Below are 26,114 nucleotides of genomic sequence, written 5' to 3'. Positions count from 1 at the left end.
GGAGGAAGAAATGAGTAAAAAACTTATATTATTAGTAGAGGATGATAAGACAATAAGAAAATTTATATCTACTGCGCTTTTGACACAAGATTACGATGTCAAGGAAGCTATAACTGGTAAAGAAGGAATATCGATTGCTGTTTCATATTCTCCAGATGTCGTTCTTTTGGATTTAGGGTTAGAAGATATGGATGGAATAGAGGTAATAAAAGCTATTAGACAATTTTCAAAGATACCAATAATTGTAGTTTCCGCAAGAGAACAAGATAGAGAAAAGGTAGAAGTATTTGATGCAGGAGCGGATGATTATTTAACAAAACCATTTTCGATAGTAGAATTATTGGCTAGAGTTAGAGTAGCACTTAGACATTCACAGATAGAGTTACAACAAAAAGAAGAAGTTAAATCTACTTTTGAAGTAGATAAATTATTGATTGATTTTGATAAAAGAAGAGTTATAGTTGATGATAATGAAGTCCATTTGACACCTATTGAATATAATATTCTTTCATTACTTGCAAAACATCATGGAAAAGTACTTACTCATAATTTTATAATAAAAGAGATATGGGGTAGTATTATTGGAAATGAAACTAAGTCTTTAAGGGTTTTTATGGCAACATTAAGGAGGAAAATAGAAAAGCAACCTGCTGACCCAAGGTATATAATTACAGAGGTTGGTGTAGGATATAGATTAAATGATGAATAGATGTTATGTATATTAATTATCAGATTGAATATTTAATGTATATTATAATTATATAATTTAGTTAAAAATAAGAATGAAGTGTATATGCTATTGTTAGTTTAGTATATGCATTTTATTTTTTATTTTTTAAGTATCAATAATTTTTTAGTATTAATAATACGAAATATGATTTAAAATAAATACATGGTATAATTTGTGGTAAAGATTTTAATTAAACAATAAAAATATTTAACCCTTGTCTTATAATAAATTTAACATAAATATTAAATAATAATTATTAAAATAGTGTAAAATAATTACAATAATCATTATAGAAAGTTTTTGAAATGTAAATTGAAGTTTAGGAGTAGATGTATGTATATACTGAATTTAAATACAAGAGAAATTATTGAAGATTTTAGTGAAAAATTTTATACAGCAGAAAATTCTTATCTTATATTAAGTGCTCCAAAAAATTTAAAATTGCTCAAAGAAATCTTGGATATAGATGAGATAACTTTTAATGATTGTCTTAAGTTTGATGAAATAACGAAACTTGATTTATTTGATAATTACGATTTTTTGAGTTTAAATACATTTGAATTAAGAGATGGAGAGGCTATTATAGAAGAAGTAAATATGTATTTATCAGATAATTTTATATTAGTTGTAGTAAATGAGGAACATTTTTTATTTGAATTTGTAAAAAGTATTATTTTTAAAAATTCTCAACTTGAAAAAAACCCAGTTATAAATCTATTTAAAATAAACTATTTAATTTTTAGAGAGGTTATAAAAAATGGTTTTGAGTCTTTGGAAAAAGTTGAAGAATTAATTCTTCAAATAGAAGATGAGATGATGGATAATATTCATAAAAATCATGTATCTAGAATAAGTGATGTAAGGGGTCTAACAAGGACTATAGTTAAGAATACGAGACCTCTTTTATATATTGGTGACAGAATAGTAAAAGAAAATATAAGGTATTTGAAGTATTCCAATGTAAAAAAATATAATCTTGAAAATTTTCAAGGTATAGATTTTGGAATTGATAAATTATATAATTTTGCATTATCAACACGAGAATTAGCTGATAAACTATTAGATATATACTCTTCTAGAGTAGGTGAAAGAACAAACCATCTAATTACAAAATTAACTTTACTAACAGCTATATCTGCACCACTTACAATTATAACTGGTATATATGGAATGAACTTTAGATACATGCCAGAATTAAATTGGGTCTATGGATATCCAGCAACTTTATTCTTTATGCTATGTATAATTTTTGTTGGAATTGTAATATTTAAAATAAAAAAACTATTGTAAAGAGCAGATGATTTTTAAATGATTTTGTAAAAATACAGCAATTAAGAAACTAATTTAAGAAAATGAAAAAATATTTTAAATTGAAAATATTTATAGAAAATATTGACAATTATATTTTCTTTGTTATAATTATTAAACAAGAAGAATAATAAATTATAAAAATGGAGGAGAATACTATGAAAGGAATATTAAAAGAACTAACAGCAAAACTTTATAGCTTTTATTACTTTATGTTCTGGGGCTTTTATTTTAGCGCTGGCTATTTCTTTTACAAAAATACATGCAATTCCTTTCTGGTGAGGCCTTGTTTTAATGATTTTGAGCATAAGTAAATTTTATAAAAATTGTTGTTTTGTATATTTATATAAGATTTAATGCTTAATAGATTATTTTAGAGAACTCATTAGTGAGTTCTCTTTTTTATTTTAAATATAAAACTATAATATTGGGAGGTAGTAAAAATGATAGTAGTATTAAAAATGGGAGCAGATAAAAGTGAAGTTAAGAAGTTAATAGAAGCTATTGGAAGAGAAGGAGTAGAAGTTAATCCTATAGATGGGACAGAACTAACTGTTTTAGGTTTAGTTGGAGACACTAGTAAAATAGATGCTAAAAGAATAGAGGCAAATAAAATAGTTGAAAAAGTTATGCATGTAGTAGAGCCTTTTAAAAAGGCAAACAGAAAGTTTCATCCAGAACCTTCTATAATAAATGTTAATGGGATGGAAATTGGTTCAAAAAAAATTGCTATGATAGCTGGACCTTGTTCTGTTGAAACAGAAGAACAAATAGTATCTATCGCTGAAGATGTAAAAAAATCAGGAGCAGGATTCTTAAGAGGAGGAGCATTCAAACCAAGAACATCACCATACGCTTTCCAGGGATTAAGATACGATGGATTAGATTTATTAAAGAAAGCAAAAGAAAAAACAGGGCTTCCTATAGTTACAGAAATAATGTCAACACAAGATATAGATATATTTGAAGAAAATGTAGATGTAATTCAAGTTGGAGCTAGAAACATGCAAAACTTCGATTTATTAAAAGAATTAGGAAAAACACATAAAACAATACTTTTAAAAAGAGGATTATCTGCTACAATTGAAGAGTGGTTAATGTCAGCTGAGTATATAATGGCTGGAGGAAATGAAAAGGTAGTACTTTGTGAAAGAGGTATAAGAACTTTCGAAACATATACTAGAAATACTTTGGATTTAAGTGCAATTTTAGCTGTAAAGAAGCTTAGTCATTTACCAGTAATAGTTGACCCAAGTCATGCAGCAGGAAAATCATGGATGGTAGACTCTCTATCTAAAGCAGCAATTGCAGTTGGAGCAGATGGGCTTATAATAGAAGTTCATAATGACCCAGCCCATGCACTTTGTGATGGCAAACAATCAATTAGACCAAATGAATATGATGAATTAATAAGTGAATTAAAGACTGTCGCATTAGCAGTTGGAAGAGAAATATAATCTATAAAAGGATGGTTAAGTGTGGAAGAAAAATTATTAGTAAATTTAAAAGAAAATAGCTATAACATATTTATTAAAAAAAACATATTAAAAGATATAGGTAAAGAAATAAAAAAAATATATTCTGGAAATAAGATTTTTATTGTAACTGATGAAAATATAGCGAAATTATATTTAAGTGAAGTAAAAAATAATTTAAATGAATCTGGATTTGAAACTAAAGCTATAATATTAAAAGCTGGTGAAGAAACAAAGTCATTTAATACTCTTCCTAAAATATATGATAGTTTACTCGACTTTAAGTTGACTAGAAAAGATTTGATTATTACTTTAGGAGGAGGGGTAATAGGAGATTTAGGTGGATTTGTAGCAGCAACTTTTCTAAGAGGTGTAAATTTCATTCAAATTCCAACATCTTTGTTAGCACAAGTTGATAGTTCTGTGGGTGGAAAAGTTGGAGTTGACCTTGAAAGAGGAAAAAATTTGGTAGGAAGCTTTTATCAACCTAAAGCTGTGTTTATCGACCCAAATGTACTGTTGTCACTTCCTGAAAAATTTTATAGAGATGGAATGGCTGAAGTTATAAAATATGGATGTATAAAAGACAAAACTTTTTTTGATAAGCTTTTAAGTTTAAAAAATAGGGAAGAAGTAATGCAACATATAGAATACATTATACACAAATGTTGCTTTATTAAAAAAACAGTGGTTGAAGCTGATGAAAGAGACTTCGGAGATAGAATGCTTCTAAATTTTGGGCATACATTAGGTCACGCTATTGAGACATATTACAATTTTTCTGGCTATACTCATGGAGAAGCTGTTGGCATAGGGATGTATAAGATAACTTTAGAAAGTGAAAAAAAAGGAATCACAAATGAGGGTACATCAGAGCTTATAAAATCAATTTTAATAAATTATGATTTGCCTTATGAAATTGAATTAAGAGATAATAAGTCTATAATAGATGCAATATCTCTTGATAAAAAGAATCTAGGTGATACATTAAAAATAATACTTTTAAAGAACATTGGAGAGAGTATTATATATAATACTACTTCTAAATTTTTTCAGGAGGTAAAATGATGGGAAGTTTAAAAATATATCCAAGTAGATTGTCTGGAGATGTAAAAATCCCACCATCCAAAAGTATGGCACATAGAGTAGTTATTTGTTCATCTTTAAGTGATGGAAAAAGTAGAATTTCTAATATAGATTTTTCTGATGATATTATAGCTACTATAAGAGCAATGACATCACTTGGAGCTATTATAGAAAAGAAGGAAGATATTTTAGAAATTACGGGTATTTTTTCTAAAGAAGCAGTTTTGAATAAAGAAAATCAATTAAATCAATCTAAATTGACAATAGATTGCAATGAATCAGGTTCTACTTTAAGATTTTTAGTACCTATATCACTAGCATTTGATGGAATAAAAAGATTTGTAGGTAGAGGGAATCTTGGGAAAAGACCACTTGATACTTATTATGAAATTTTTGATAGACAAAATATAGAATATAGCTATAAGGAAAATCAACTGGATTTAGTAATATCAGGAAAACTTAAACCAGATGAATTTAAAGTAAAAGGAAATATAAGTTCTCAGTTTATAACAGGTTTATTATTTATTTTACCAACATTAGACAATGATTCAAAAATAATAATTACAACTGAGCTAGAATCCAAAGGATACTTAGATTTAACTCTTTCAACTATGAGAGATTTTGGAATAGAGATTGTAAACAATAATTATAAAGAATTTATTATAAAAGGAAATCAAATGTATAAAGCTAGAGATTATAAAGTGGAAGGTGACTATTCTCAAGGTGCATTTTATTTATCAGCAGATGCTATTGGAGGAGAAATTAATATACTAGACCTTAAAGAAGATTCTCTTCAAGGTGATAGTGAAGTTATTGATATTTTATCTAGAATGGGTATGGATATTTTAAGAGAAGATGAAAAAATAAAAGGTATAGTTAATTGTTTAAATAGTACTCTAATAGATGCATCTCAGTGTCCAGATATAATACCAGTTTTGTCAGTAGTAGCAGCTTTAAGTAGAGGAAGAACTACAATAATAAATGCTGGAAGGCTTAGAATTAAAGAATGTGATAGACTTCATGCAATAAATGTTGAGTTGAGTAAACTTGGAGCAAATATAGAGGAAAAAGAAGATAGTTTAATAATTGATGGGGTAAGTAAGCTAAATGGTGGAGTAGAAGTATGGAGTCATAAAGACCATAGAATTGCAATGACACTTGCAATAGCTTCTTGTAGATGTGACAAACCGATAGTATTAAAAGATTTTGAGTGTGTATCTAAATCTTATCCACATTTTTTTAAAGATTTTGAGATGTTAGGAGGGCGAATTGATGAGTGGAATATGGGGAAATAATTTGAAAATCTCAATTTTTGGAGAATCTCATGGAAATGCTATAGGTATAAATATAGATGGTCTTCCTTCTGGAATTGAACTTGACTTTGATAAGATTGATAAAGAAATGAAGAGAAGGGCACCTGGAAAAAATTCTATATCTACCTCAAGAAATGAAAGTGATATACCAGAAATTCTAAGTGGATACTTTGATGGTAAAACTACAGGAACTCCACTATGTGCAATCATAAGAAATAGTGATACTCGTTCAAAGGATTATGGGGAACTTAAAAATTTAATGAGACCAGGACATGCAGATTATACAGGGCATGTAAGATATTCTGGATTTAATGACTACAGAGGCGGAGGTCACTTTTCAGGGAGGATAACAGCTCCATTAGTATTTTGTGGTGCTATATGTAAACAAATTCTATCACAAAAAGGAATAGAAATAGGAGCACATATAAAAAAAATTAAAGATATAGAAGATATTAGCTTTGATTATGCAGATATATCAAAACAACAATTAACAAATTTACAAACTTTAGAGTTACCTTTACTTGATTTATCAAAGGAAGACACTATGAGAGATACTATTATAGATGCAAAACATCAAGGAGATTCAGTTGGTGGAATAATTGAATGTGCAGTAGTGGGAATTAATGTAGGCATTGGGAATCCATTTTTTGATTCTGTTGAATCTACTCTATCACATTTATTGTTTTCTGTTCCATCTATAAAAGGTGTAGAGTTTGGTTTGGGTTTTGGACTTACAGATATGTATGGTTCTCAAAGTAATGATGAGATGTATTATGAAGGTAATCAAGTTAGGAGTAAAACAAATAATAATGGTGGAATTATTGGAGGTATTACAACTGGAATGCCAATAATTTTCAAAGTTGCAGTAAAACCAACACCATCGATTAGTGTTCAGCAGAACACAATTAATATAAAAGATAAAAAAGATGATATTTTATCTATTAAAGGTAGACATGACCCTTGTATAGTTCAAAGAGCAGTACCTGTAATAGAAGCAGTAACGGCTATTGGAATTTTTGATTTGGTGAAAGGACGATAATAATGGAGGATTTAACAAGATATAGAAATGAAATTGATGACATAGATAAAGAGCTTATTCAATTATTTGAAAAGAGAATGAATACAGTTCTTGAGATTGCTAAACATAAAATGAAAAATAACACTACTATATTTCAAAAAGATAGAGAAGAAAAGGTACTAAGTAAAGCTGTAGATAATTTGGATAATAAAGGGTATTCTCAAGAAACGATACAGTTTTTTAATTCTATAATGGAAATTAGTAGGGGATTACAAAAGAGAATAATGGATGACGATAAAGAAGAAAAATCTGAATGTAATCTAAATTCATCAAATGAGAAATTTGATTTGTCAAACATAAATAAATATAAAACTTTAAAATATGAAATTAATAAAAAAAATATCCTAGTAGGATTTCCTGGTATATCAGGCTCATTTACAGAAGAAGCCTTAAATAAATTCTTCAACAAAAAAATATCCAAAAAACAATTTAAAGAATTTGAAGATGTTTTCGTAGCACTTAAAAATAAAGAAATAGATTATGGAATAATACCTATAGAAAATTCATCTACAGGAGCCATTTCTGAAACTTATGACCTTTTAAGAAAATATGGTTTCTATATAGTTGGAGAAGAATGTATAAAAATAGACCAAAATTTAATTGGAATAAAAGGTACAAAACTTGAAGATATAAAAGAAATATACTCTCATCCACAAGGGATAGGGCAAAGTAGTGAGTTTTTAAAACAGAATAGTAATTGGAAGCTGATACCATTTAATAATACAGCAACAAGTGCTGAACTTGTAAAAAGACTTCAAGACAAAACAAAAGCGGCAATTGCAAGTAAAAAAGCTGCAAATATTTATGAACTAGAAATAATAAGCCCTTGTATAAATGATATTACGAATAATTACACTAGATTCGTGGTAATCAGCAATCAGATACACATTGATGAAGAATCAAATAAAATGAGCATAGTATTTTCTGTTGAACATGAAGCAGGAAAACTATATAAAGTACTTGGGTACTTTGCTGAAAATAATATAAATATGACAAAAATAGAATCAAGACCTATGAAGGATGCTTCATGGAGATATTTCTTTTATATAGATTTTGAATGCTCTCTTTATAATCCAAGAGTGTACAATTTATTAGAATTAATAGAACATAATACAGCATATTTTAAATTTATAGGTGTATATAAGAATAAAATTGAATAGGAAAATAGAATTCTTTATTTAATTTTAATTATTAGGAGGTGCAAAGATGAATTTTTTTGGTCTAGTAGGTGAAAAGCTTTCTCATAGTGTTTCACCTCATATCCATAAGAGAATATTTGAGATACTAAATATTGAAAGTGCATATAAAAACTTTGAAATATCAAAAGAAGATATATCCAAGTTAGAGAGTGCTATAAAATTATTAGGGATACAAGGAGTAAATGTCACTGTGCCATATAAGGAACGCATTATGAAATATTTAGATTTTATATCACCAGAAGCAAAACGAATAGGAGCAGTTAATACAATTTTACTTAAAGAAAATATATTATATGGTTATAATACAGATTACTTTGGGCTTGATAGTATGTTTAAAATGGCCAATATTAATGTTCAAGGAAAAGTCGCTGTTATATTAGGAACTGGTGGAGCATCTAAAGCTGCTCTTACATATCTCCTTGATTCTGGAGTAGATAAAGTTTATGTTTCAACTAGAAAAAAGGATAATAAAAAATTATTAAATGATAAAGCTATATTAATAGACTATGAAGAACTTCAATTTATAAAAGGAGATATAATGATAAATGCTACACCAGTAGGAATGTATCCTAATGTTGGAATATCACCAGTACCAAAATCAATTATACAAAATTTTGATACTTTAGTGGATTTAATTTATAATCCTGGAGAAACGGAGTTTTTGAGAATTGGTAATGATATGGGTAAGAAAACTTGTGATGGTTTATATATGTTGGTAGGTCAAGCAATAAAGTCTCAGGAAATTTGGCAGAATAGAAAAATAAATAATGATATTTTAGATGTTATATATAATGAATTAAAATTAGAGTTTTTGTAAGGGGGATTATTATGATAAATAAACCAAAAGAAAAATTAATATTAATAGGTATGCCAGGAAGTGGAAAAACTACAATTGGTAAACTTCTAGCTCAAGAATATAATTGTAGTTTCTGTGATATGGATGATTATATAAGTGAAATATCACAAAAAAGTATAGCAGAGTTGTTCTCAGAAGGAGAAGATGTTTTTAGAGGCTATGAAACTCAAGCATGCAAAGAACTTTCTATTAGTGATAAAACAGTGGTATCTACTGGTGGTGGTGTAATAAAAAAAGATGCCAATATGGAGATATTAAAAGAAACAGGTATAGTTATTTTTATTGATAGACCTGTACAAAAAATTTTAGAAGATATAAATATTAATTCAAGACCTTTATTAAAGAATGGCAAAGATAGATTGTACAATCTTTATGATGAGAGAATAAGTCTTTATAAAAAGTTTTCAGATATTGAGATTTTAAATGATAAGTCATTAAGTAATGCTATATATAATATTACGAATGCAATCAGTGATAATTTTAAATTTGAGTTTAAAGAAAAATAATCTAGGGGGAAATGAAGATAATGAATATTGTTATTGTGGGGCTAGGAGTTATAGGAGGTTCTTTTGCTAAAGCACTAAAAAAAGCAGGATATGAAAATGTATTTGGAGTGGATGTAGATTTAGAAACTTTAAAGAAAGCAGAAGAATCAAAAATCATAAAAAAAGGAAGTACTACAGGTAAAGAGCTATTTAAGGAAGCTGATTTAATTATATTATCTATATATCCTAGATTAATTGTGGATTTTTTAAATAATAATAAGCAATTCTTTAAAAAAGGAACTATAATCACTGATACTACAGGAATAAAAGAAGCACTTATCAATGATGTATTAAAAATAATTCCAGATGACATAGATTTTATATTTGGGCATCCCATGGCAGGAAGAGAAAAGAAGGGAATTGATTTTGCAAGTGAACAGGTTTTTAAAGAAGCAAATTATATAATTACTCCAACTGGTAGAAATAATATAAAAAATTTAGAATTGGTCGAGAATTTAATTTTGGAGATAGGATTTAAAAGAGTAAAAAAATTGACTTCACAGAAACATGATGAGATTATAGCTTTTACATCTCAACTTCCTCATGTTATGGCAGTTGCTCTTATAAATAGTGATGAAGAAGATAGAGATACAGGTAAATTTATTGGAGACAGTTATAGAGACTTAACTAGAATTGCAAATATGAATGAAGATTTATGGAGTGAACTTTTTTTAGGAAATAGAGATAATTTACTAAAATCTATAGAAAATTTTGAGTCAGAAGTAAATTTGATAAAAGATGCTATTTTTAATAATGATAAAAATAAATTAATAGAATATTTTAAAAAATCTTCAACAAGAAGAGAAAGTCTAGAAAAATAAAGATTGTTATTTAAGCTATATGTCGATGGGTATAAATATAGGCGATAGCATATTTAATTGTATTAGTATCTATGGATTTAATATAATTAAATATGTTATTGATGTATTTGTACCCTTAAATATTGTTACTTTATAAATAATATTTTAAAAACTAGTTTTTGTTAACAAATTATAAAACTTAATTGTAAAAAAGAGTTATTAATAGTAAAATAAAATGAATCAATTAAATTATAGTTGTTAAAGAGGGAGAGGTGTATCTACTTGAAAAATAGTAGGCCAATATTGAAAAATATGTTAATCGCATTTATAGTGCTATTCTTTTTTAGTATATTTGCTTTTTTTTATGTGAGTAATATGGATAGTGCACTAGAATATGAAACACAAAAATATCTGTCTGAAATTAGTACAGAAAGTAAAATCGCAATAAATAGTAAATTGACAAGTAATTTAGATAAATTAGAGAGCATTTCTAAACTTTTAGAGACAGAGGATAGCTTTAATTTAGAAAAAACTTTAAAAATTCTAAAATCTTATAACAAAGACAGTAATTATAATAATATTGGTCTAATTTTACCAAACGGGAAAGGTTATGCTGAAACAATTTTTGGAACAGATTTTTCAGATAGAGATTATTTTAAACTTGCAGTTAAAGGTAAATCTAATATATCAAAACCATTAATAGATAAAACTACTGGAAAACTTACTGAAACATATGCTGTACCCTTATATAATAAAGGAAAAATTGTTGCTGTGATTGCAGCTGATTATGATGTTGAGTTTATATCTGAATTCTTATCAATTTCTACATTTAATGGGGAAGGTTTTTCACTTATATGTGATAGTGATGGTAATATAATTATTCCATCGTATCATAAAAATTTAAACTCAGATATTACAAACCTATCTCAAATTAACTTTGAAAAAAGGTTTACTTTTAAAAATATGAAAAAGTCAGACCAAGGTGTAGTGCAAGTTGAAGAATCAGATAAAAAGTTTTACATGGCATACACATCTTTAGGAATTAATGATTGGTTTATAGCATCCTTTGTTCCAAAGATGGTTGTATCTAAAAAGCTGAATGATTTGATGATAGTTACAATTATTGGGTGGATTATACTTTCATTTTTATTTTTAGGTATTATAATGTACATATTATATTCAAAGACAAAAAGCCAAAAAACTATAGAAAAGATAGCATATACAGATTTTGTAACTGGTTATTCAAATTGGAGAAAATTTGAATTGGATGTTATAAATTTATTGAAAAAATCTTCACAAAATAATAAATATGCAATGGTTATATTTGATATAGATAAATTTAAAGCGATTAATGATATATATGGTCATAAAAAGGGAAATTTAATTTTAAAAAATATAGCTAGTACTTTAGATGAACTAACCAATAATAATGAAACTTTTGCTCGTGTAAGTGCTGATAACTTTAATATATTATTAACATATGATGAAAAAGAAGATATAGTAAATATCATCAAAAAGATTATGGCAAATAATGAACTTGTAAACTTATCTTTTGGAATTTATGAAATTAAAGATAAAACTCTAACTGCAAGTGTATATAGTGATAGAGCTTCACTTGCAAAATCTTCAATAAAAAATAATAGTGATGTGAACTTTGCTTTTTTTAATGATAAATTAAGAGATAAACTATTACTTGAAGATAAGATAGAAAAAGAAATGGAATATGCACTTGAAAATGGTCAATTTGTAATGTATTTACAACCAAAATATAATATTAGATTAGATAAATTTTGTGGAAGTGAAGCCTTAGTAAGATGGCAATATACAGAAAATGAAGTAATATATCCAGGAGATTTCATCCCTATATTTGAAAAAAATGGATTTATTAGAAAAATCGATATGTATATATTAGAACAAGCTTGTAAAGAAATTAGGTTTTTATTTGATAAAGGTATTTCACCATTGCCCATATCTGTAAATTTCTCAAGAGTTGATTTTTTAAAAAAAGATTTTATTTCAAAGATAGTAGATGTATGTGATAAATATAAAATACCATATAGTTTAATAGAAATTGAAATTACTGAATCTAGTATGTTTGGAGATACTGATATTCTATTTGATGTAAGTAGGAATTTACAAGATATTGGTTTTATAATTTCAATGGATGACTTTGGTTCAGGATATTCCTCTGTAAATATGCTTAAAAATATACCATTAAATGTAATAAAATTAGATAGAGGATTTTTTATAGATGATAAAGATGTTGATAAGAGTCAAATTGTTATAAAAAGCATAGTTTCTCTCATCAAACAATTAGGAATAAGTGTCGTTGCAGAAGGAATAGAAACTAAAAGTCAAATAAAAATGTTAAAAGAAGCAAATTGTGATATTGTTCAAGGGTATTATTTTTCAAAACCATTACCAGTTAAAGAATTTGAAAAATTAGTCTATAAAATATAGTCAATAAATCTTAAATGGGAGGTGGTAAATAAATGATAAGAGCAAAATCTTTAAAGAGCATATTGAGTATTGTTTTAATATTTTTATTTACAATAATTTCATTTTCTGACTTTGCATTTAAAACGAATGTTCAAGAAGAAGAAAATAATAAAGTTAATTTAAAAGAGATATCTCTTCAAAGTTCTAATGCAATAAAAATAAAATTGGATAGTTCTTTATCATTCATTAAAAGTGTATCAAATATGGTTTCATACTTTGATACTATAGATAATCAAGAAATAATTCCATTGTTATCTAGAATATCAAAGGAATCTGACTTTCAAAGAATATCTATTGTATCTCCTAAGGGGATAAGTCATACTAGTGATGGAAAAACTATTGATGTATCAAATTATGAATATTTTAAGAAAGCAATTAGAGGAGAAAGTAATATATCTGAAATTTTAAAATCTCCAGTTGATGGGAAAGATACTTTTGTTATAGCTACACCTGTGCTTAAAAACAATAAAGTAGTTGGTATTTTGTATGGTTCTTACTACAATGATAAACTAGCTGAACTTATAGATATAACGAGTTTTAATAGTGATGGATATATACATATATTTGAATCTAGTGGACGATTTGTTTTAAAATCTTTACATACAAATAATCTTATTAAATCTAGTAGTAATATATATGATATATTTAAAAATGCCTCTTTTGATGAAGGTTATAGCTATAAAAAAATATACGAGGACACAAAGAATAACAAAAGTGGTTTTACATCATATGAATATAAAGGAGAGAATAGGTATGCCACTTATACACCAATTGGTGTAAATGATTGGTATGTGCTTTCTGTTATACCACAATATACTGTAAGAAAAAATATTGATAAAATAAATCAATTAGCATTTTCTCTAATTTTTAAAGTATTCTTATTATTTATTATACTTATAATATACATCTTTTATAAAAATAATAAATCTCAAAGACATATATTAAAAACAAACAAAGAAATATCATCTATTACAAATAGCATTCCTGGAGGAGTACAAAAATGTACGATTGGAGAAAGGTATGAATTTAATTTTTTAAGTGATGGATTTATAGATTTGTTTGGTTATACAAGAGAAGAAATAGAAACCATATTTAATAATGACTTTTATAATCTAATACATAAAGACGATGTAAAAAGAATAAAAGAGGAGATTTCTGAACAGCTTCACAAAAACAAAACTATTGAGCTAGAATACAGAGTTATAACAAAAAATTGTGATGTAGTGTGGGTTTTAAATAAAGGAGAAATTATAACAGAACCTGACGGTAAAGAGTATCTTTGTTGTGTAACAGTAGACATTACAAAAACGAAACAATTAGAAAAAGAAATGGAACAAAAAAATCTAGAACTTGAAATGGTATCAGAAAATATTTTAGGTGGCATACTTATAACAGACTTTAATGAAGATTTTACTATACAATACACTAATGCTGGTTATCTTTCAATGATTGGATATACTCGCAAACAACTAGAAGAAGAACTTCAATACAAGGCATGTACTCTCGTTTTTTACGATGATAGAAAAAAGACTCTTAAAAGTATAAAGCATCAGTTAGATAAAAAAGGTATAGCTGAATATGAACATAGAATAATAAGACGAGATGGTAATATTATCTGGGTTTCTGTAAAAGGAAGACTAATTGTTGATAGCGATGGAAGTAAAAAAGGTATTTGGATTCTGACTGATATAACTGATTTGAAAAATGTAGAGCAAAAACTTAAAATCAATGAAGAAAGAGTTAGAATTGCATTAAGACAAACATCAAACACTATATTTGAATATGATATAGAAACAAAATCACTTTTAAATACTAATAAAGAACTTGATAAGTACAACATTCCTAATATTACTGAAAATGTTCCATATTCTTTAGTAGAATCAGGAATAATTCATAAAGATTTTAGTGATGATTTTATAAATATGTACGAGAAAATAATGAATGGAGCAAAGATAGCAAATTGTATAATTAAGATAAAACTTCCAGATAAAAGTTACGTATGGAATAAGGTTACTTTGACCACAGTTTTTGATGAAGATGGGAAACCTGTAAGAGCAATTGGTATACAGGAAGATATAAGCGAACAAAAAGAGGCAGAAATAAGATATAATCAAGAAGGCAAATATCATTCAGCTATATTATCGGAAGCAATGATAACTTATGAGATAAATGTATCAAAAGATACTTTTATAAGAGGAAATGAAAATTGGTATAAAGAATTCGGAATTAAGCCTAACAATAACTACTCAGAGATGGTAAAAAATATAGCAAAGAATATTATCTATAAAGATGATAAAGATGTATTTTTAAATACATTTTTGTGTAAGAATTTGTTAACTGCACATAAGAATAATATAAGTGAAATAAAATTAGAATATCGAAGAATGAATCAAGAAAATAAAATGATTTGGGTTATTTGCACGATGCACCTGATAAAAGACTCTATTACGAATGATATAAAAGCTCTTGCTTATGTTAAAGATATTGATAAACAGAAGAATGAAGAAATTAGATTAAAAATAAAAGCAGAAAGGGATACCCTTACAGGATTATATAATAAAGGGACTACTGAAAAACTAATTAATGATTTCTTAGGTTCTGAAGAGTCAAGCTTAGGAATACATGCATTTTTAATTGTTGATATAGATAATTTTAAATCTGTAAATGATAATTTAGGACATGTATTTGGAGATAAAGTATTATTTGAGGTTTCTAAACATCTAAAACCTATATTTAGAAAAGATGATATAGTGGGTCGTATTGGTGGAGATGAATTTATAGTATTCTTAAAGAATATTCAATCTTTTGGTAATGCTAAAAAGAAAGCTGAAAAAATATGCGATATATTTAGAAACTCTTATACTGAAAACAAAAAGACATATAAAATATCAGGTACAGTTGGAATTTCATTTGTTCCAGAACATGGAACTATATTTGAAGACCTTTATCAAAAAGCAGATATAGCACTTTATTATGCAAAAAGTAAAGGTAAAGATAAATATGCACTTTACAATGATTATGTCTATCAAAATGAAGTTGGTAATATAGATTACGAGAGTATAGAAAAAGTAAATAAATATGAAAAATCTAAACCTGTACTTAAGGAAGTCCTTGATTCCATTGATAATTATATATATATAGTAAATCCAAATACTTATGAACTTCTCTTTATCAATAATAAGGTATCAAGTCTAGATTTAGAAATAAAACTAGGTGAGACTTGTTATAAATCATTATTAAAATCTAATAAACCTTGTGATAATTGTCCTCTTAATGGATTGGAAGAAAATAAACACTCGAAATTCAATATGGAGACAAATACATTTGGTACAAATGTAAGTATAGCAAGTTGGATTAATTGGATAGACGGAGAATATAACTGTCTCATAGAGTGTATAGATATTTCTTTGTACAAAAATAAATAAAAAGGATTATGAGAATATGTTAAATAGTGTTAGTTTAATATTGGGCATAGTATTTGCAATTTACTATTTTTATCTTAAAATAGTTTTTGGAGGTATTTCATTTAGTGAAATTTTCTTAGTTGTAGGAATCCTATTAATTGTTTATCAAATATTTAAGAATAAAATTAAAGAAAAGAAGGTTTTTTATAAATTGCTAAAGATAATAATTAGTGTTTTTCTAATAGTGTTCATAGTTACTGAAAGTTTGATTATTTTTTACCCCAAAAACAACTTTGAAGTAAAGAGTGATTATCTATTGATTTTAGGAGCTTCTGTAAAGAAGAATACACCAAGTACAACCTTAAAGGGAAGATTAAACACAGCCTTAAAATATTTAAAGGTTAATGATGATTGTTATGTGGTTGTATCAGGTGGTAAAGGAAATGGAGAAAATATAACTGAGGCAAAAGCTATGAAAGATTATCTTATAAAAAATGGTATAAATAAAAATAGAATAATAGAGGAAGATAAATCTACTAATACTTACGAAAATTTTAAGTATTCAAAGTTAAAGATAGAAGAACATAGCAAAGGAAAATTAAAAGACTTAAAAATAAAAATAGTAACAACAGATTTTCATGTTCTTAGAAGTAAAATATTGGCATATAGAAATGGATATAAAAACACCTCTTTTTATGCTAGTAAATCAAAACTTTCATTTATACCTACTTATTATACAAGAGAATTTTTTGCACTATGGAAAACAATTGTTTTTGATATATAATAAATTAAGAAGACTGGATATAAATTATAAACCTATATCCAGTCTTTTTTTATATGATAAACCAAAAGTTATAAAATTATCTTTTCTTTTAATTCTAATCCATTTCTCATCTTTACAAATCTCCTTGGCATTTTATATTAATATCATGAACGTAAATAAAATATTCATAATATTAATACAAATCAATATAAAAATAGTTTCAAGATTGTACTAATTTTTATAAATATAGATAGAGTTTTAAAAAGACTTTTTAGTTTACATAATAAAAATAAAGTTAACTAAAATTCTTAATTTTAGCTTGAGGCGTATAATTAGACGTTTAAATAAATTCTAAGCTTATTTTATCCTCAAAGGTATAAAACATCAATAAAAAATATATAAGCTACTTAAAAACTAAAATAATAAGTCGTTATTTTAGGCAAGATTACGAAAATAATTATAATAAAAAATACGAAATAATCAAAGTCAGTAAATGTTATAAAATTCAACTAGATTTCAACGTGTATTTTGAAGTTACTTTTAATTTGCTATTATTATTAAGTGAATAAAATACTGAGAATTTTATGATTAAAATAGAACATAAATAAAAAATGAGATGTATATAGTTTAATCCGAAAAATATCTTAAGTGATTAAATTTGATTTTTTTAAAATAGTTTGTTTGATAGTTTAGAATATAAAAGCATGGTTTTTAATTTATTTAAAACTAAAAAAAGAGAAAAAATAATAAAAAAATTACTGACATTTTACTGACAAAATACAAATTTATCTTGTTATATATATTGAAAATACTGGATTAATAAAAAATGGCATAAAATAGTATATTTTATGCCATTTTTTATTTGTATGATAGTTTTTAAAAATTATAATCTAAATAGTTTATCTACCACAAAAAATACGCTATCAAATAGATTGGGGATTATGGAAAGAAAAAAAGAATATTATAGAAAAAAAGCATGCTTATTGAATGAAAATGTCACATAAAAGTATTTAAAAGAATAATATATTATGAACACAAAATTTTATAATTTTAAAGGAGTGATAATATGGCAACAGTGTCAGGCCAAATAATTTTTGATAGAGATAGAAGTGCTACTATCAACACTGGAGACACAGGAATAGCCAATGTACCAGTTGTGTTACAAAATATAACAACTGGAGCTAGACTTGTAGTTCTTACAAATGCTACAGGGAATTATGTGTTTACTAATGTTCCAAATGGTAACTATAGGATTGTGGAGGCTTTTGGAACTCCAGGAGGAATACCGACACCAGGAAATTTTGCAACAGCAGTAATAGGTCCAGTTCCAATTGCCCAAGCACCTCCTATTACTTTTGTAACAAATCCACCTACAGGTTCAACAAACTTAGATTCTACAACACCTAATACATTACTAATAACAGTGACAGGTTCTGATATAACAAATCAAAATATATTAAATGGACCTGTAATTTATACACCTATACAAAATATATTGGACCCTTGTGTATCTGTATCTGATATAAATCTTATTACAGATGCGGATAATGGTACATTTGGTTTTTTCCAACCAGGCACACCAAGTAATACAGCTCCTGCAATAGAACCTTACCCAGGTGTAACTCCAGATTTTACGTATGTGGTACCAGACCCGACTAAGTTTACACCGATAGATGGAGAATACACAGTACAAAACATTATGACAAATGCGATGAGTAACGTTATAGGAGCTTGGTGGCGTATTGCTGACCATACTACAGGAAATGAAACAGGTAGAATGATGGTAGTAAATGGTTTTGATCCAGGCGCTGTATTTTTTAGATCAACAGTATCTGTTACACCTAATACTAATTTCCTATTTAGTACATGGATTTTAAATCTTTTTAAGGTAACAGGATATCCACCACCACAATTAGGCGTAAGAATACTTGACCAAAATAATAATATATTGTATCAGGCAACATTAGGAACTCAAATTCCAGTTAATACAAACGCACCAGAATGGAAAGAAGTAGGTACTATCATTAATTCTCAAAATAATAATCAACTTACAGTAGAATTTTTTAGTGAAGGAGAAGGTGCTGTCGGAAATGATTATGCTATAGATGATGTTTCTTTAAGAAAAATTGAAATACCAACATTTACTCCAATAAAAACAAGCAATACAATGGCTGCAAATGTAGGAGATATAGTCACATACACAGTTAGACTAGATAATACTTGTAGTAGTCCTTTAACTAATGTATTTTTTAGAGATATCGTTCCAAATGGTTTGTTATTTATACCTGGAAGTGTAACGGTTAATGGTGCATCTATATCAGGAGTAGACCCTAATATAGGTTTTACATTGCCAAATGTTGGAGGAGGGACAAGTGTTGAAGTAACCTTTGATGTAAGAGTAGAAGGTATTCCTAATCCAAATCCAATTAATAATATAGCAACTATAGATTACTCTTATACACCTGTAGAGGGAGGAATACCAAATGATTTTTCAGTAGATTCTAATCCAGTTCCACTTTTGGTAATAACAGCAGATATTGAAGTTACAAAGATGTCTGAGCCTGATGTTGTGAATCCAGGGGAAGAACTGATGTATACTATAAAAGTTATAAATAATGGACCATATCCATCTGAAAATGTAATCTTAACAGATAATATACCTGCTTCCATCTTGAATCCAGAGTATTCATCAAATGGAGGAATAACTTTCCAACCATGGACTGGAAGTCTTAATATAGGTACTTTAGGAGTAGGAGAAGTAAGAGTTATTATAATTAGAGGGGTTGTAAATCCATCAGCAATAGGTACTATAAGAAATACAGCTGTGGTATCTTCATCTACAGCAGACCCAAACCCTAGAAATAATACGTCTACAATAGATACAGAAGTAAGTCTGTTAGCAGACCTTTTGATAGTTAAGACATCAGAACCTAACTCAGCAGTTCCAGGTACTTTATTAAAATATACTATTGAAGTAGTAAATTTAGGGCCATCAAATGCTGAAAATGTAGTACTAAATGATGATATACCAGATTCTGTTTTGAATCCAGAGTATTCAACAAATGGTGGGGTAACTTTCCAACCATGGACTGGAAGTCTTGGTATAGGAACTTTAGGTGCTGGAGCTTCAGTAACAATTTTAATACAAGGAATAGTCAGTTTAAACGCTACAGGAGATATAGTAAATACAGCAACAGTCGTTTCATCTACACCTGACCCAGATTTAAGTAATAATATATCAACTACTATTACACCAGTTAATCCACAAGCAGGTATTTCTATTATAAAAGTAACTGATGAGGATGTAGCTGTTCCTGGAGAAGAACTTGTATATACAATTGGAATTTTTAATGAAGGACCATCCAATGCTACGAATGTAGTTTTAACAGATAATATACCTGCTGCTATTTTAAATCCAGAATACTCAATAGATAATGGAGTAACTTTCCAACCATGGACTGGAAGCCTTGATATAGGTACAGTGGCACCAGGGCAATTAATAAGAATTATTATAAAGGGATTAGTAAGTTCAACAGCCACAGGATATATTACAAATACAGCAGAAGTAAGTGCAAATGTACCAGAACCAGTTGTAGATTCATCAACAGTGACAACTCCTATTATTGCATCAGCAGATATAGGTGTAATAAAGACTAACAATATGGATGCAGCAGTTCCAGGAGAAACTTTTAGCTATACTATAGTAATTACAAATTCAGGACCATCAGCTGCACAGAATGTTATTTTAACAGATAATGTACCAAGCTCTATTCTAAATCCCGAGTATTCAGTAAATGGAGGCGTAACTTTCCAACCATGGACTGGAAGTCTTAATATAGGAACTTTAAATTCTGGAGAGATAAGAAGTATTATAATAGAAGGGATAGTAAGTCAAACAGCAGTAGGTATGATTATAAATACTGCAACTGTAAGTTCACCTACACCTGATCCAAATTTAGACAATAATACTTCGACAGCAGAAATAGAAGTAAGTTCATCAGCAGATATTTCTGTAATAAAAGAGAATGAACCAATTGCTGTACCAGGAGAAACATTCATTTATGTTGTTGAGGTTTCAAATGCAGGACCATCAGCTGCACAAAATGTTATTTTAACAGACAATATACCGACTTCTATTTTAAATCCAGAATACTCAATAGACAACGGAGTGACTTTCCATCCATGGACTGGAAGACTTAATATAGGTACTCTAAATGCTGGAGAAATAAGAAATATTATAATAATGGGAACAGTAAGCCAAACAGCAGTAGGTATTATTGTAAATACTGCAACTGTAAGTTCAACTACGTATGACCCAAATCTAAATAACAATACTTCAACATCAGAAGCAGAAGTAAGCTTATCAGCAGATGTTTCCGTAATAAAATTAGTAAATAAAAAAGAAGTTTGTGTAGGAGAACGATTAGAATTTTTAATAAAAGTATCAAATGCAGGCCCAGCAGATGCTCAAAATGTTATTTTAATAGACCATGTGTCAAATAAACTTGGTAGGGCAGAATTTTCATTGGATAGAGGTATAAGTTTTAAACCATGGACTGGAAGTCTTGATATAGGTACATTACCAGCAGGGTCTTTAAGAGTTATTCTATTGAGAGGATTTGTAAAACCAACATGTAATGACAAACTAATAAATACTGCAAAAGTAACTTCAACAACACCAGATTCAAATCCCAACAATAATATATCAAGAGTGAAAGTGAAAATTGAACAGTGTTGTTGTGATGACTCATGTTGTAAAGATTGTTGTTGTGACGACCCTTGTTGTAATTGTTGTAAAGATTGTTGTTGTGGCAATCCTTGTTGTAATTGTTGTAAAGACTGTTGTTGTGATAAACATAGTTGCAATTGCTGTAATGATTGTTGTTGCAATGAGCACAGTTGCAATTGTCACAATGATTGTTCTAAAAATAAGTCTAAATATTAATTTGCCACAATAATTTTATCCTAAATAAGATAAAAAGTAGATTTACAGTGTATGAAGAAAATATTTTATAGTAATTAAAAAATATTAACCTTTTTATATTTGATAAGGACTAACTTCGCAGTGCTATTGCCTAAAGCGAAGTGGTCCTTATATAGTTTTGTTTTTTTAATAAAAATTATTCATATCTTTTACTTATCTAAATTTATATAGCCAAAAATAATTTAAGATTTATCACCTCAGGCTATTTTTATATTCATAAAGGTACACTTCTTTAAGTACATAGGTAAACTTTACTGCATTTTAAGAATAAAAGAATTTTATTCCTATTGTTGAGGATGAGAATACTATTTTTTTATATTGGAATAATAAGAGTAAATCTATAATACAGAAAAGAGGTATTTCTAGTATGCATGAAAATAAAAAGAATCTATTAGATGGAAGCTTAGCTCAATATAATGATACAGCTGTTCCAAAAATACCAGTATTCGCTGGTAGTGATATAACTTCAGAAGTTTATTATTTTAAACCTAATCAAGTTCTTAATGCTCATAGACATCCTAATGGTGAGCAAATATTTGTGTTTCTAAAGGGCGAAGGTAAAATGAAGCTTGGTGAACATGAATGTGATGTAAAAGATGGTGATACTGTCTTTGTACCAACAGGAGAATGGCATGAGATTACTAATGGAAGCAAAGAAGAAATGGTAGCTGTTCAAATCACAAAAATCAATGCTGGAGCAGAATATAGAGGATAGATATATAAGTACAATTAGTATTTTAATTTCTATTTTATTATATAAACTTTAATCTCAAACTGTAAAAAGAGGCTATCTCAAAATAGAGATAAGCCTCTTTTTCATTGTTGAAATGATGAACATATATTCTTTATTTTATATTTTTTATAGCATTCTCAGCAAACTCAGTATTTACAATATCTTTATAAGGTGCTTCTTTGTCTAATTCTTTGGCCTCTTTCATAACAGACATTAATTTGTTCAATCCTTCTTCTTTTAATACAGGATTTTGAGACCATGCATCTATTGATTTGTATCTATCTACAACTGTTGTTAAGTCTTCTAAAGATATATCTTCAAAGAAAGGTTGCATAGCTTTAGCTATATCCTTACTAGGTGCTTGTTGAACCCATAGTTGACCTTTATAGACAGCATTTGTAAATCTTTGAATTAAATCTTTATTATTTTTCATATATGATTTAGTAGTGGAATAAGCTGTAAATGGTATTTCTCCAGAATCTTTTCCTATAGATGTAACTATATATCCACTACCTTCTTTTTCCATAGCTGTTGCTGTAGGTTCAAAAGCTGTTGTAAAGTCTCCTTCTCCACCTGCAAAAGCTCCTGCCATTACACCAAATTGGTAATCAGTCTAATTATAACACTAAAATATGTATTTAATTTTTTGATTAATTTCTTGAGATATTGGGGTAGAGTGTTAAAGAAAAATCATCAGACTTCTGACTAGCTTCTTTTTTATATACAGCATAATTAATTACAGTTTTAAGTAGTATGTTTTTTAAATAGGGTTCTTTCTCTTCTGTATATTCACTTAGAATTCTTTCAAGTTGAGGAATAACTTGCGCTTCAACTATTTTTCTTTCTTTTTCAATTTCAATATTTATATTTGTTTTATTTATAGCTTTTCTTATATCTTCTATACGAGATGTAAGTATATTTGAACGTTCTAGAAATGTATCACTGTCATAAATCCCTTGTTCTAAAAAATCATGTAGTCGCTCTTTTTGTTTTTCTAGATTATTAAATTCTTTATTTAAACTTGCTAAAGTATTTTCTAAATTATCCTTAATTTTAAAACTATCTTTTTCTTCTTTTAAAGATAGTTTATAATCTATTACCCATTTGTTTAAAACTGATAAAATTTTATTTTCTAATATGTATAATTTTGTAGCTTTATTTTTACAATTAGTACAAACCATATATTTCTCATGACCACTTGATGTAGTATTGGATTTAGCTACTAAAGTATGATTACAGTATCCACATTTTACAATCCCAGCTAGTGGATTAGTTATTTTATTGTTTGATGTGGGAGAGTTACTACGTTTTTTTCTTATGTTCTGTGCTTCATTCCATATATCTTCGCTTATTATTGGTTCATGTTTTCCTTTTACTTCAATCTGTTCTTCAATTCCTCTTGTTCTACTAGAATTTCTTTTTCTCTCAACTTTATTCCATACTATATAACCACAATACACTTTATTTTTTATAATATCTCTAACTCCTTTTTCATACCAAGTCCTACCTGTTGTAGTTTTATAACCAAGTTCATTTAGATAACTAGATATTTTACATGCGCCACCTCCCTTTAAATACATATCAAAGATTATTTTAACAACAGTTGCTTTCTCTTCATTTATTATAAGTATTCTTTCTTTATTATTTAAATATTTAATATCATATCCATAAGGCGGTGCTTGAGCTATAAATTTACCTTCTTCAATACTTTTAATTTTTCCTCTTTGCATACGTCTAGATATTAATTTTAATTCTTTACGAGCCATAAAAGCTTCAAATTCGGAATATTCTTCATCAAATTCATCATTTAAATCATAAATTTTTCTAGGAGTAATAATTTTTGTTTTAGATTTTTTAAATGTATCCAATATTAATCCTTGGTCTTGCATATTTCCACGTCCTAAACGGTCAATATCCATTACTAAGACTGCATCATAGTCATTATTTTTAACCTCATCTAATAGTTCTATCATCTTAGGTCTGTATTTTATACTTTCACCAGAAATAAGTTCTTCTTTAATATTAATAACATTTAAATTTTTCTCTTTTGCTAATTTTAAAAGAGTTGTCTTATGTCTACTTAGTGTTTCAAATTCACCTCTATGTTCTGCTTCTTCATCAGCTCTGCTTTTGCGTAAATAAATTGCGACATTCATTAAATCACACTCCTTGAATATATTATATTCAACAACAAATTGATTATATTTAAAATATAAAAAATAAACCCTTAAAAATACACGATATATTTTTAAAGGTTTATTTTTATATAGTAATTTCTATAGTCCATTTAAAATCTCATACTTTAAGTAATGTTCATATTGTTATCTTTATACCTTAGCTATAAATTTTACGCTATTTTTTTACAACAGGTATCCATACTTCAAACTTAGCATTTTGTGGGTCTGGATTTAAGTAAAGCTCAATATCAGGACCATTGTCATATTCATATCCAGAAGTAGGCAACCATTCTGTTACAATACGCTTTTCTAGTTCTTGAATTGCTTGTGGGCATTGGCCTTCTCCAGAGAATATAGCCCAAGTAAAAGCTGGAATAGTGTATTCGTCTAATGTATTATCTATAGATTTTGTACTTGAAACTGATATAAAATATCTCCATTCTTCTAAATCATTGCAAATGCTTATACCTAATACACCTTGAGGTTGACTATCCATCATAGGTATTAATTTTTGAAGAGTTCCATCTAAAGCAACTTTTTGCCACATTTGAGGAACAATTTCAAAATTCTTTTCTAATTCAGTGTGAAGTGGTTGAGATACACCAACTATACGAAATGCTTCTTTTTTTTCGACTCTATAATTCATTTCTTCGGCTCCTTTTATACTAATTTTGAAGCTGATTGGTGGAAAGGCCTTCAAAGTTGTTATTTCTCCTTTTTTTATAACTGATGGAGCAACACCATGAATACTTTTAAATGCACGATTAAAGGCAGTTGGAGAAGAATATCCATATTTTAAAGCTACATCAATTATTTTTTTATCATCATTCTGTAATTCTACAGCTGCCAAAGACATTCGTCTACGACGAATATATTCAGAAAGTGGTACATCTGCCATATAAGCAAACATTCTTTGAAAATGATATGTAGAACAACAAGCTATTTTTGCAACTTGTTCATATTCAATTTCTTTTGTTATGTTTTCTTCAATATAGTTAATTGCTTTGTTTAATCTTTCAATCCATTCCATAAAATCAGCTCCTTGTAATTTATATAATATATATTTTAAAATAGTTAATCCTCTCTTTCTATGCACTAATTAACTAGCTTAATAAAGAATGAACATGAGAAAGTCTGTAATTAACTACAAAAATGAACAAATAG

18 protein-coding genes are annotated in these 26,114 nt (G+C 27.6%); 15 read left to right on the top strand and 3 right to left on the bottom strand.

Going from position 1 to position 26,114, the window contains the following annotated elements; all coding sequences use genetic code 11:
• The first annotated feature begins 10 nt into the window (after positions 1–10).
• The 15 genes from KGF38_RS01755 (at position 11) to KGF38_RS01685 (ending at position 22,755) form a co-directional block, all read left to right on the top strand.
• On the top strand, positions 11–709 hold the full coding sequence (locus tag KGF38_RS01755) for a response regulator (RefSeq protein WP_074178142.1): 699 nt from the start codon (positions 11–13) through the stop codon (positions 707–709).
• Between the two features lie 354 nt (positions 710–1,063).
• On the top strand, positions 1,064–2,020 hold the full coding sequence (locus KGF38_RS01750; protein ID WP_074178143.1) for a CorA family divalent cation transporter: 957 nt from the start codon (positions 1,064–1,066) through the stop codon (positions 2,018–2,020).
• A gap of 461 nt (positions 2,021–2,481) precedes the next feature.
• Positions 2,482–3,495, top strand: coding sequence for a 3-deoxy-7-phosphoheptulonate synthase (gene aroF, locus KGF38_RS01745; RefSeq protein WP_227832129.1), 1,014 nt, complete (start codon positions 2,482–2,484; stop codon positions 3,493–3,495).
• 21 nt (positions 3,496–3,516) lie between these two features.
• Complete coding sequence (gene aroB, locus KGF38_RS01740; protein WP_227832128.1) at positions 3,517–4,581, top strand: 3-dehydroquinate synthase; 1,065 nt, start codon at positions 3,517–3,519, stop codon at positions 4,579–4,581.
• The gene (gene aroA, locus KGF38_RS01735; protein ID WP_227832127.1) at positions 4,581–5,894 is read left to right on the top strand and encodes a 3-phosphoshikimate 1-carboxyvinyltransferase; all 1,314 of its coding nucleotides are present in this window, start codon (positions 4,581–4,583) and stop codon (positions 5,892–5,894) included. The genes aroB and aroA overlap by 1 nt, the downstream gene beginning before the upstream one ends.
• On the top strand, positions 5,872–6,951 hold the full coding sequence (gene aroC, locus KGF38_RS01730) for a chorismate synthase (RefSeq protein ID WP_074178146.1): 1,080 nt from the start codon (positions 5,872–5,874) through the stop codon (positions 6,949–6,951). The genes aroA and aroC overlap by 23 nt, the downstream gene beginning before the upstream one ends.
• 2 nt (positions 6,952–6,953) lie before the next feature.
• Positions 6,954–8,150 carry a prephenate dehydratase gene (gene pheA / locus KGF38_RS01725; RefSeq protein WP_074178147.1) on the top strand — a complete coding sequence of 399 codons (1,197 nt, stop codon included), beginning with the start codon at positions 6,954–6,956 and terminating at the stop codon, positions 8,148–8,150.
• Between the two features lie 46 nt (positions 8,151–8,196).
• Positions 8,197–9,006, top strand: coding sequence for a shikimate dehydrogenase (gene aroE, locus KGF38_RS01720; protein ID WP_219674020.1), 810 nt, complete (start codon positions 8,197–8,199; stop codon positions 9,004–9,006).
• Between the two features lie 11 nt (positions 9,007–9,017).
• Entirely contained in the window at positions 9,018–9,551 is a 534-nt protein-coding gene (locus KGF38_RS01715) for a shikimate kinase (RefSeq protein ID WP_227832126.1), read from the top strand.
• A gap of 20 nt (positions 9,552–9,571) precedes the next feature.
• On the top strand, positions 9,572–10,411 hold the full coding sequence (locus tag KGF38_RS01710) for a prephenate dehydrogenase (protein WP_219674019.1): 840 nt from the start codon (positions 9,572–9,574) through the stop codon (positions 10,409–10,411).
• Between the two features lie 291 nt (positions 10,412–10,702).
• Positions 10,703–12,850: an EAL domain-containing protein gene (locus KGF38_RS01705; RefSeq protein ID WP_227832135.1), complete on the top strand. Its 2,148-nt coding sequence runs from the start codon at positions 10,703–10,705 to the stop codon at positions 12,848–12,850.
• 32 nt (positions 12,851–12,882) lie between these two features.
• Entirely contained in the window at positions 12,883–16,314 is a 3,432-nt protein-coding gene (locus KGF38_RS01700; protein WP_227832125.1) for a PAS domain-containing protein, read from the top strand.
• A gap of 16 nt (positions 16,315–16,330) precedes the next feature.
• Positions 16,331–17,077, top strand: coding sequence for a YdcF family protein (locus tag KGF38_RS01695; protein ID WP_227832124.1), 747 nt, complete (start codon positions 16,331–16,333; stop codon positions 17,075–17,077).
• 1,045 nt (positions 17,078–18,122) lie between these two features.
• On the top strand, positions 18,123–22,001 hold the full coding sequence (locus KGF38_RS01690; RefSeq protein ID WP_227832123.1) for a DUF11 domain-containing protein: 3,879 nt from the start codon (positions 18,123–18,125) through the stop codon (positions 21,999–22,001).
• A gap of 406 nt (positions 22,002–22,407) precedes the next feature.
• Positions 22,408–22,755 carry a cupin domain-containing protein gene (locus KGF38_RS01685; protein ID WP_054270322.1) on the top strand — a complete coding sequence of 116 codons (348 nt, stop codon included), beginning with the start codon at positions 22,408–22,410 and terminating at the stop codon, positions 22,753–22,755.
• A gap of 130 nt (positions 22,756–22,885) precedes the next feature.
• On the opposite strand, the gene KGF38_RS01680 is transcribed toward KGF38_RS01685, so the two are convergent.
• The 3 genes from KGF38_RS01680 to KGF38_RS01670 all read right to left on the bottom strand — a co-directional run bounded on the left by KGF38_RS01680 (position 22,886) and on the right by KGF38_RS01670 (position 25,980).
• A complete protein-coding gene (locus tag KGF38_RS01680) occupies positions 22,886–23,365 on the bottom strand; it encodes an ABC transporter substrate-binding protein (RefSeq protein ID WP_074178151.1) in 480 nt (159 codons plus the stop codon).
• Positions 23,366–23,423: 58 nt separating this feature from the next.
• Positions 23,424–24,929, bottom strand: a complete 1,506-nt coding sequence (locus KGF38_RS01675; RefSeq protein ID WP_219674014.1) for a recombinase family protein — start codon at positions 24,927–24,929, stop codon at positions 23,424–23,426.
• 196 nt (positions 24,930–25,125) lie between these two features.
• Complete coding sequence (locus KGF38_RS01670; RefSeq protein WP_054270324.1) at positions 25,126–25,980, bottom strand: AraC family transcriptional regulator; 855 nt, start codon at positions 25,978–25,980, stop codon at positions 25,126–25,128.
• Positions 25,981–26,114: the final 134 nt, after the last annotated feature.

Origin of the sequence: Clostridioides sp. ZZV14-6387, assembly GCF_020657835.1 — a bacterium.
GTDB lineage: Bacteria > Bacillota > Clostridia > Peptostreptococcales > Peptostreptococcaceae > Clostridioides > Clostridioides difficile_A.
Note: the sequence above shows the minus strand (reverse complement) of the source record. Positions and strands in the feature narration are given on the sequence as shown.

Coding starts and splice junctions, on each gene's coding strand:
- KGF38_RS01755 (WP_074178142.1), top strand. CDS start 11: ATGAGTAAAAAACTTATATTATTAGTAGAGGATGATAAGACAATAAGA.
- KGF38_RS01750 (WP_074178143.1), top strand. CDS start 1,064: ATGTATATACTGAATTTAAATACAAGAGAAATTATTGAAGATTTTAGT.
- aroF (WP_227832129.1), top strand. CDS start 2,482: ATGATAGTAGTATTAAAAATGGGAGCAGATAAAAGTGAAGTTAAGAAG.
- aroA (WP_227832127.1), top strand. CDS start 4,581: ATGGGAAGTTTAAAAATATATCCAAGTAGATTGTCTGGAGATGTAAAA.
- aroC (WP_074178146.1), top strand. CDS start 5,872: ATGAGTGGAATATGGGGAAATAATTTGAAAATCTCAATTTTTGGAGAA.
- pheA (WP_074178147.1), top strand. CDS start 6,954: ATGGAGGATTTAACAAGATATAGAAATGAAATTGATGACATAGATAAA.
- aroE (WP_219674020.1), top strand. CDS start 8,197: ATGAATTTTTTTGGTCTAGTAGGTGAAAAGCTTTCTCATAGTGTTTCA.
- KGF38_RS01715 (WP_227832126.1), top strand. CDS start 9,018: ATGATAAATAAACCAAAAGAAAAATTAATATTAATAGGTATGCCAGGA.
- KGF38_RS01710 (WP_219674019.1), top strand. CDS start 9,572: ATGAATATTGTTATTGTGGGGCTAGGAGTTATAGGAGGTTCTTTTGCT.
- KGF38_RS01705 (WP_227832135.1), top strand. CDS start 10,703: ATGTTAATCGCATTTATAGTGCTATTCTTTTTTAGTATATTTGCTTTT.
- KGF38_RS01700 (WP_227832125.1), top strand. CDS start 12,883: ATGATAAGAGCAAAATCTTTAAAGAGCATATTGAGTATTGTTTTAATA.
- KGF38_RS01695 (WP_227832124.1), top strand. CDS start 16,331: ATGTTAAATAGTGTTAGTTTAATATTGGGCATAGTATTTGCAATTTAC.
- KGF38_RS01690 (WP_227832123.1), top strand. CDS start 18,123: ATGGCAACAGTGTCAGGCCAAATAATTTTTGATAGAGATAGAAGTGCT.
- KGF38_RS01685 (WP_054270322.1), top strand. CDS start 22,408: ATGCATGAAAATAAAAAGAATCTATTAGATGGAAGCTTAGCTCAATAT.
- KGF38_RS01680 (WP_074178151.1), bottom strand. CDS start 23,365: ATGGCAGGAGCTTTTGCAGGTGGAGAAGGAGACTTTACAACAGCTTTT.
- KGF38_RS01675 (WP_219674014.1), bottom strand. CDS start 24,929: ATGAATGTCGCAATTTATTTACGCAAAAGCAGAGCTGATGAAGAAGCA.
- KGF38_RS01670 (WP_054270324.1), bottom strand. CDS start 25,980: ATGGAATGGATTGAAAGATTAAACAAAGCAATTAACTATATTGAAGAA.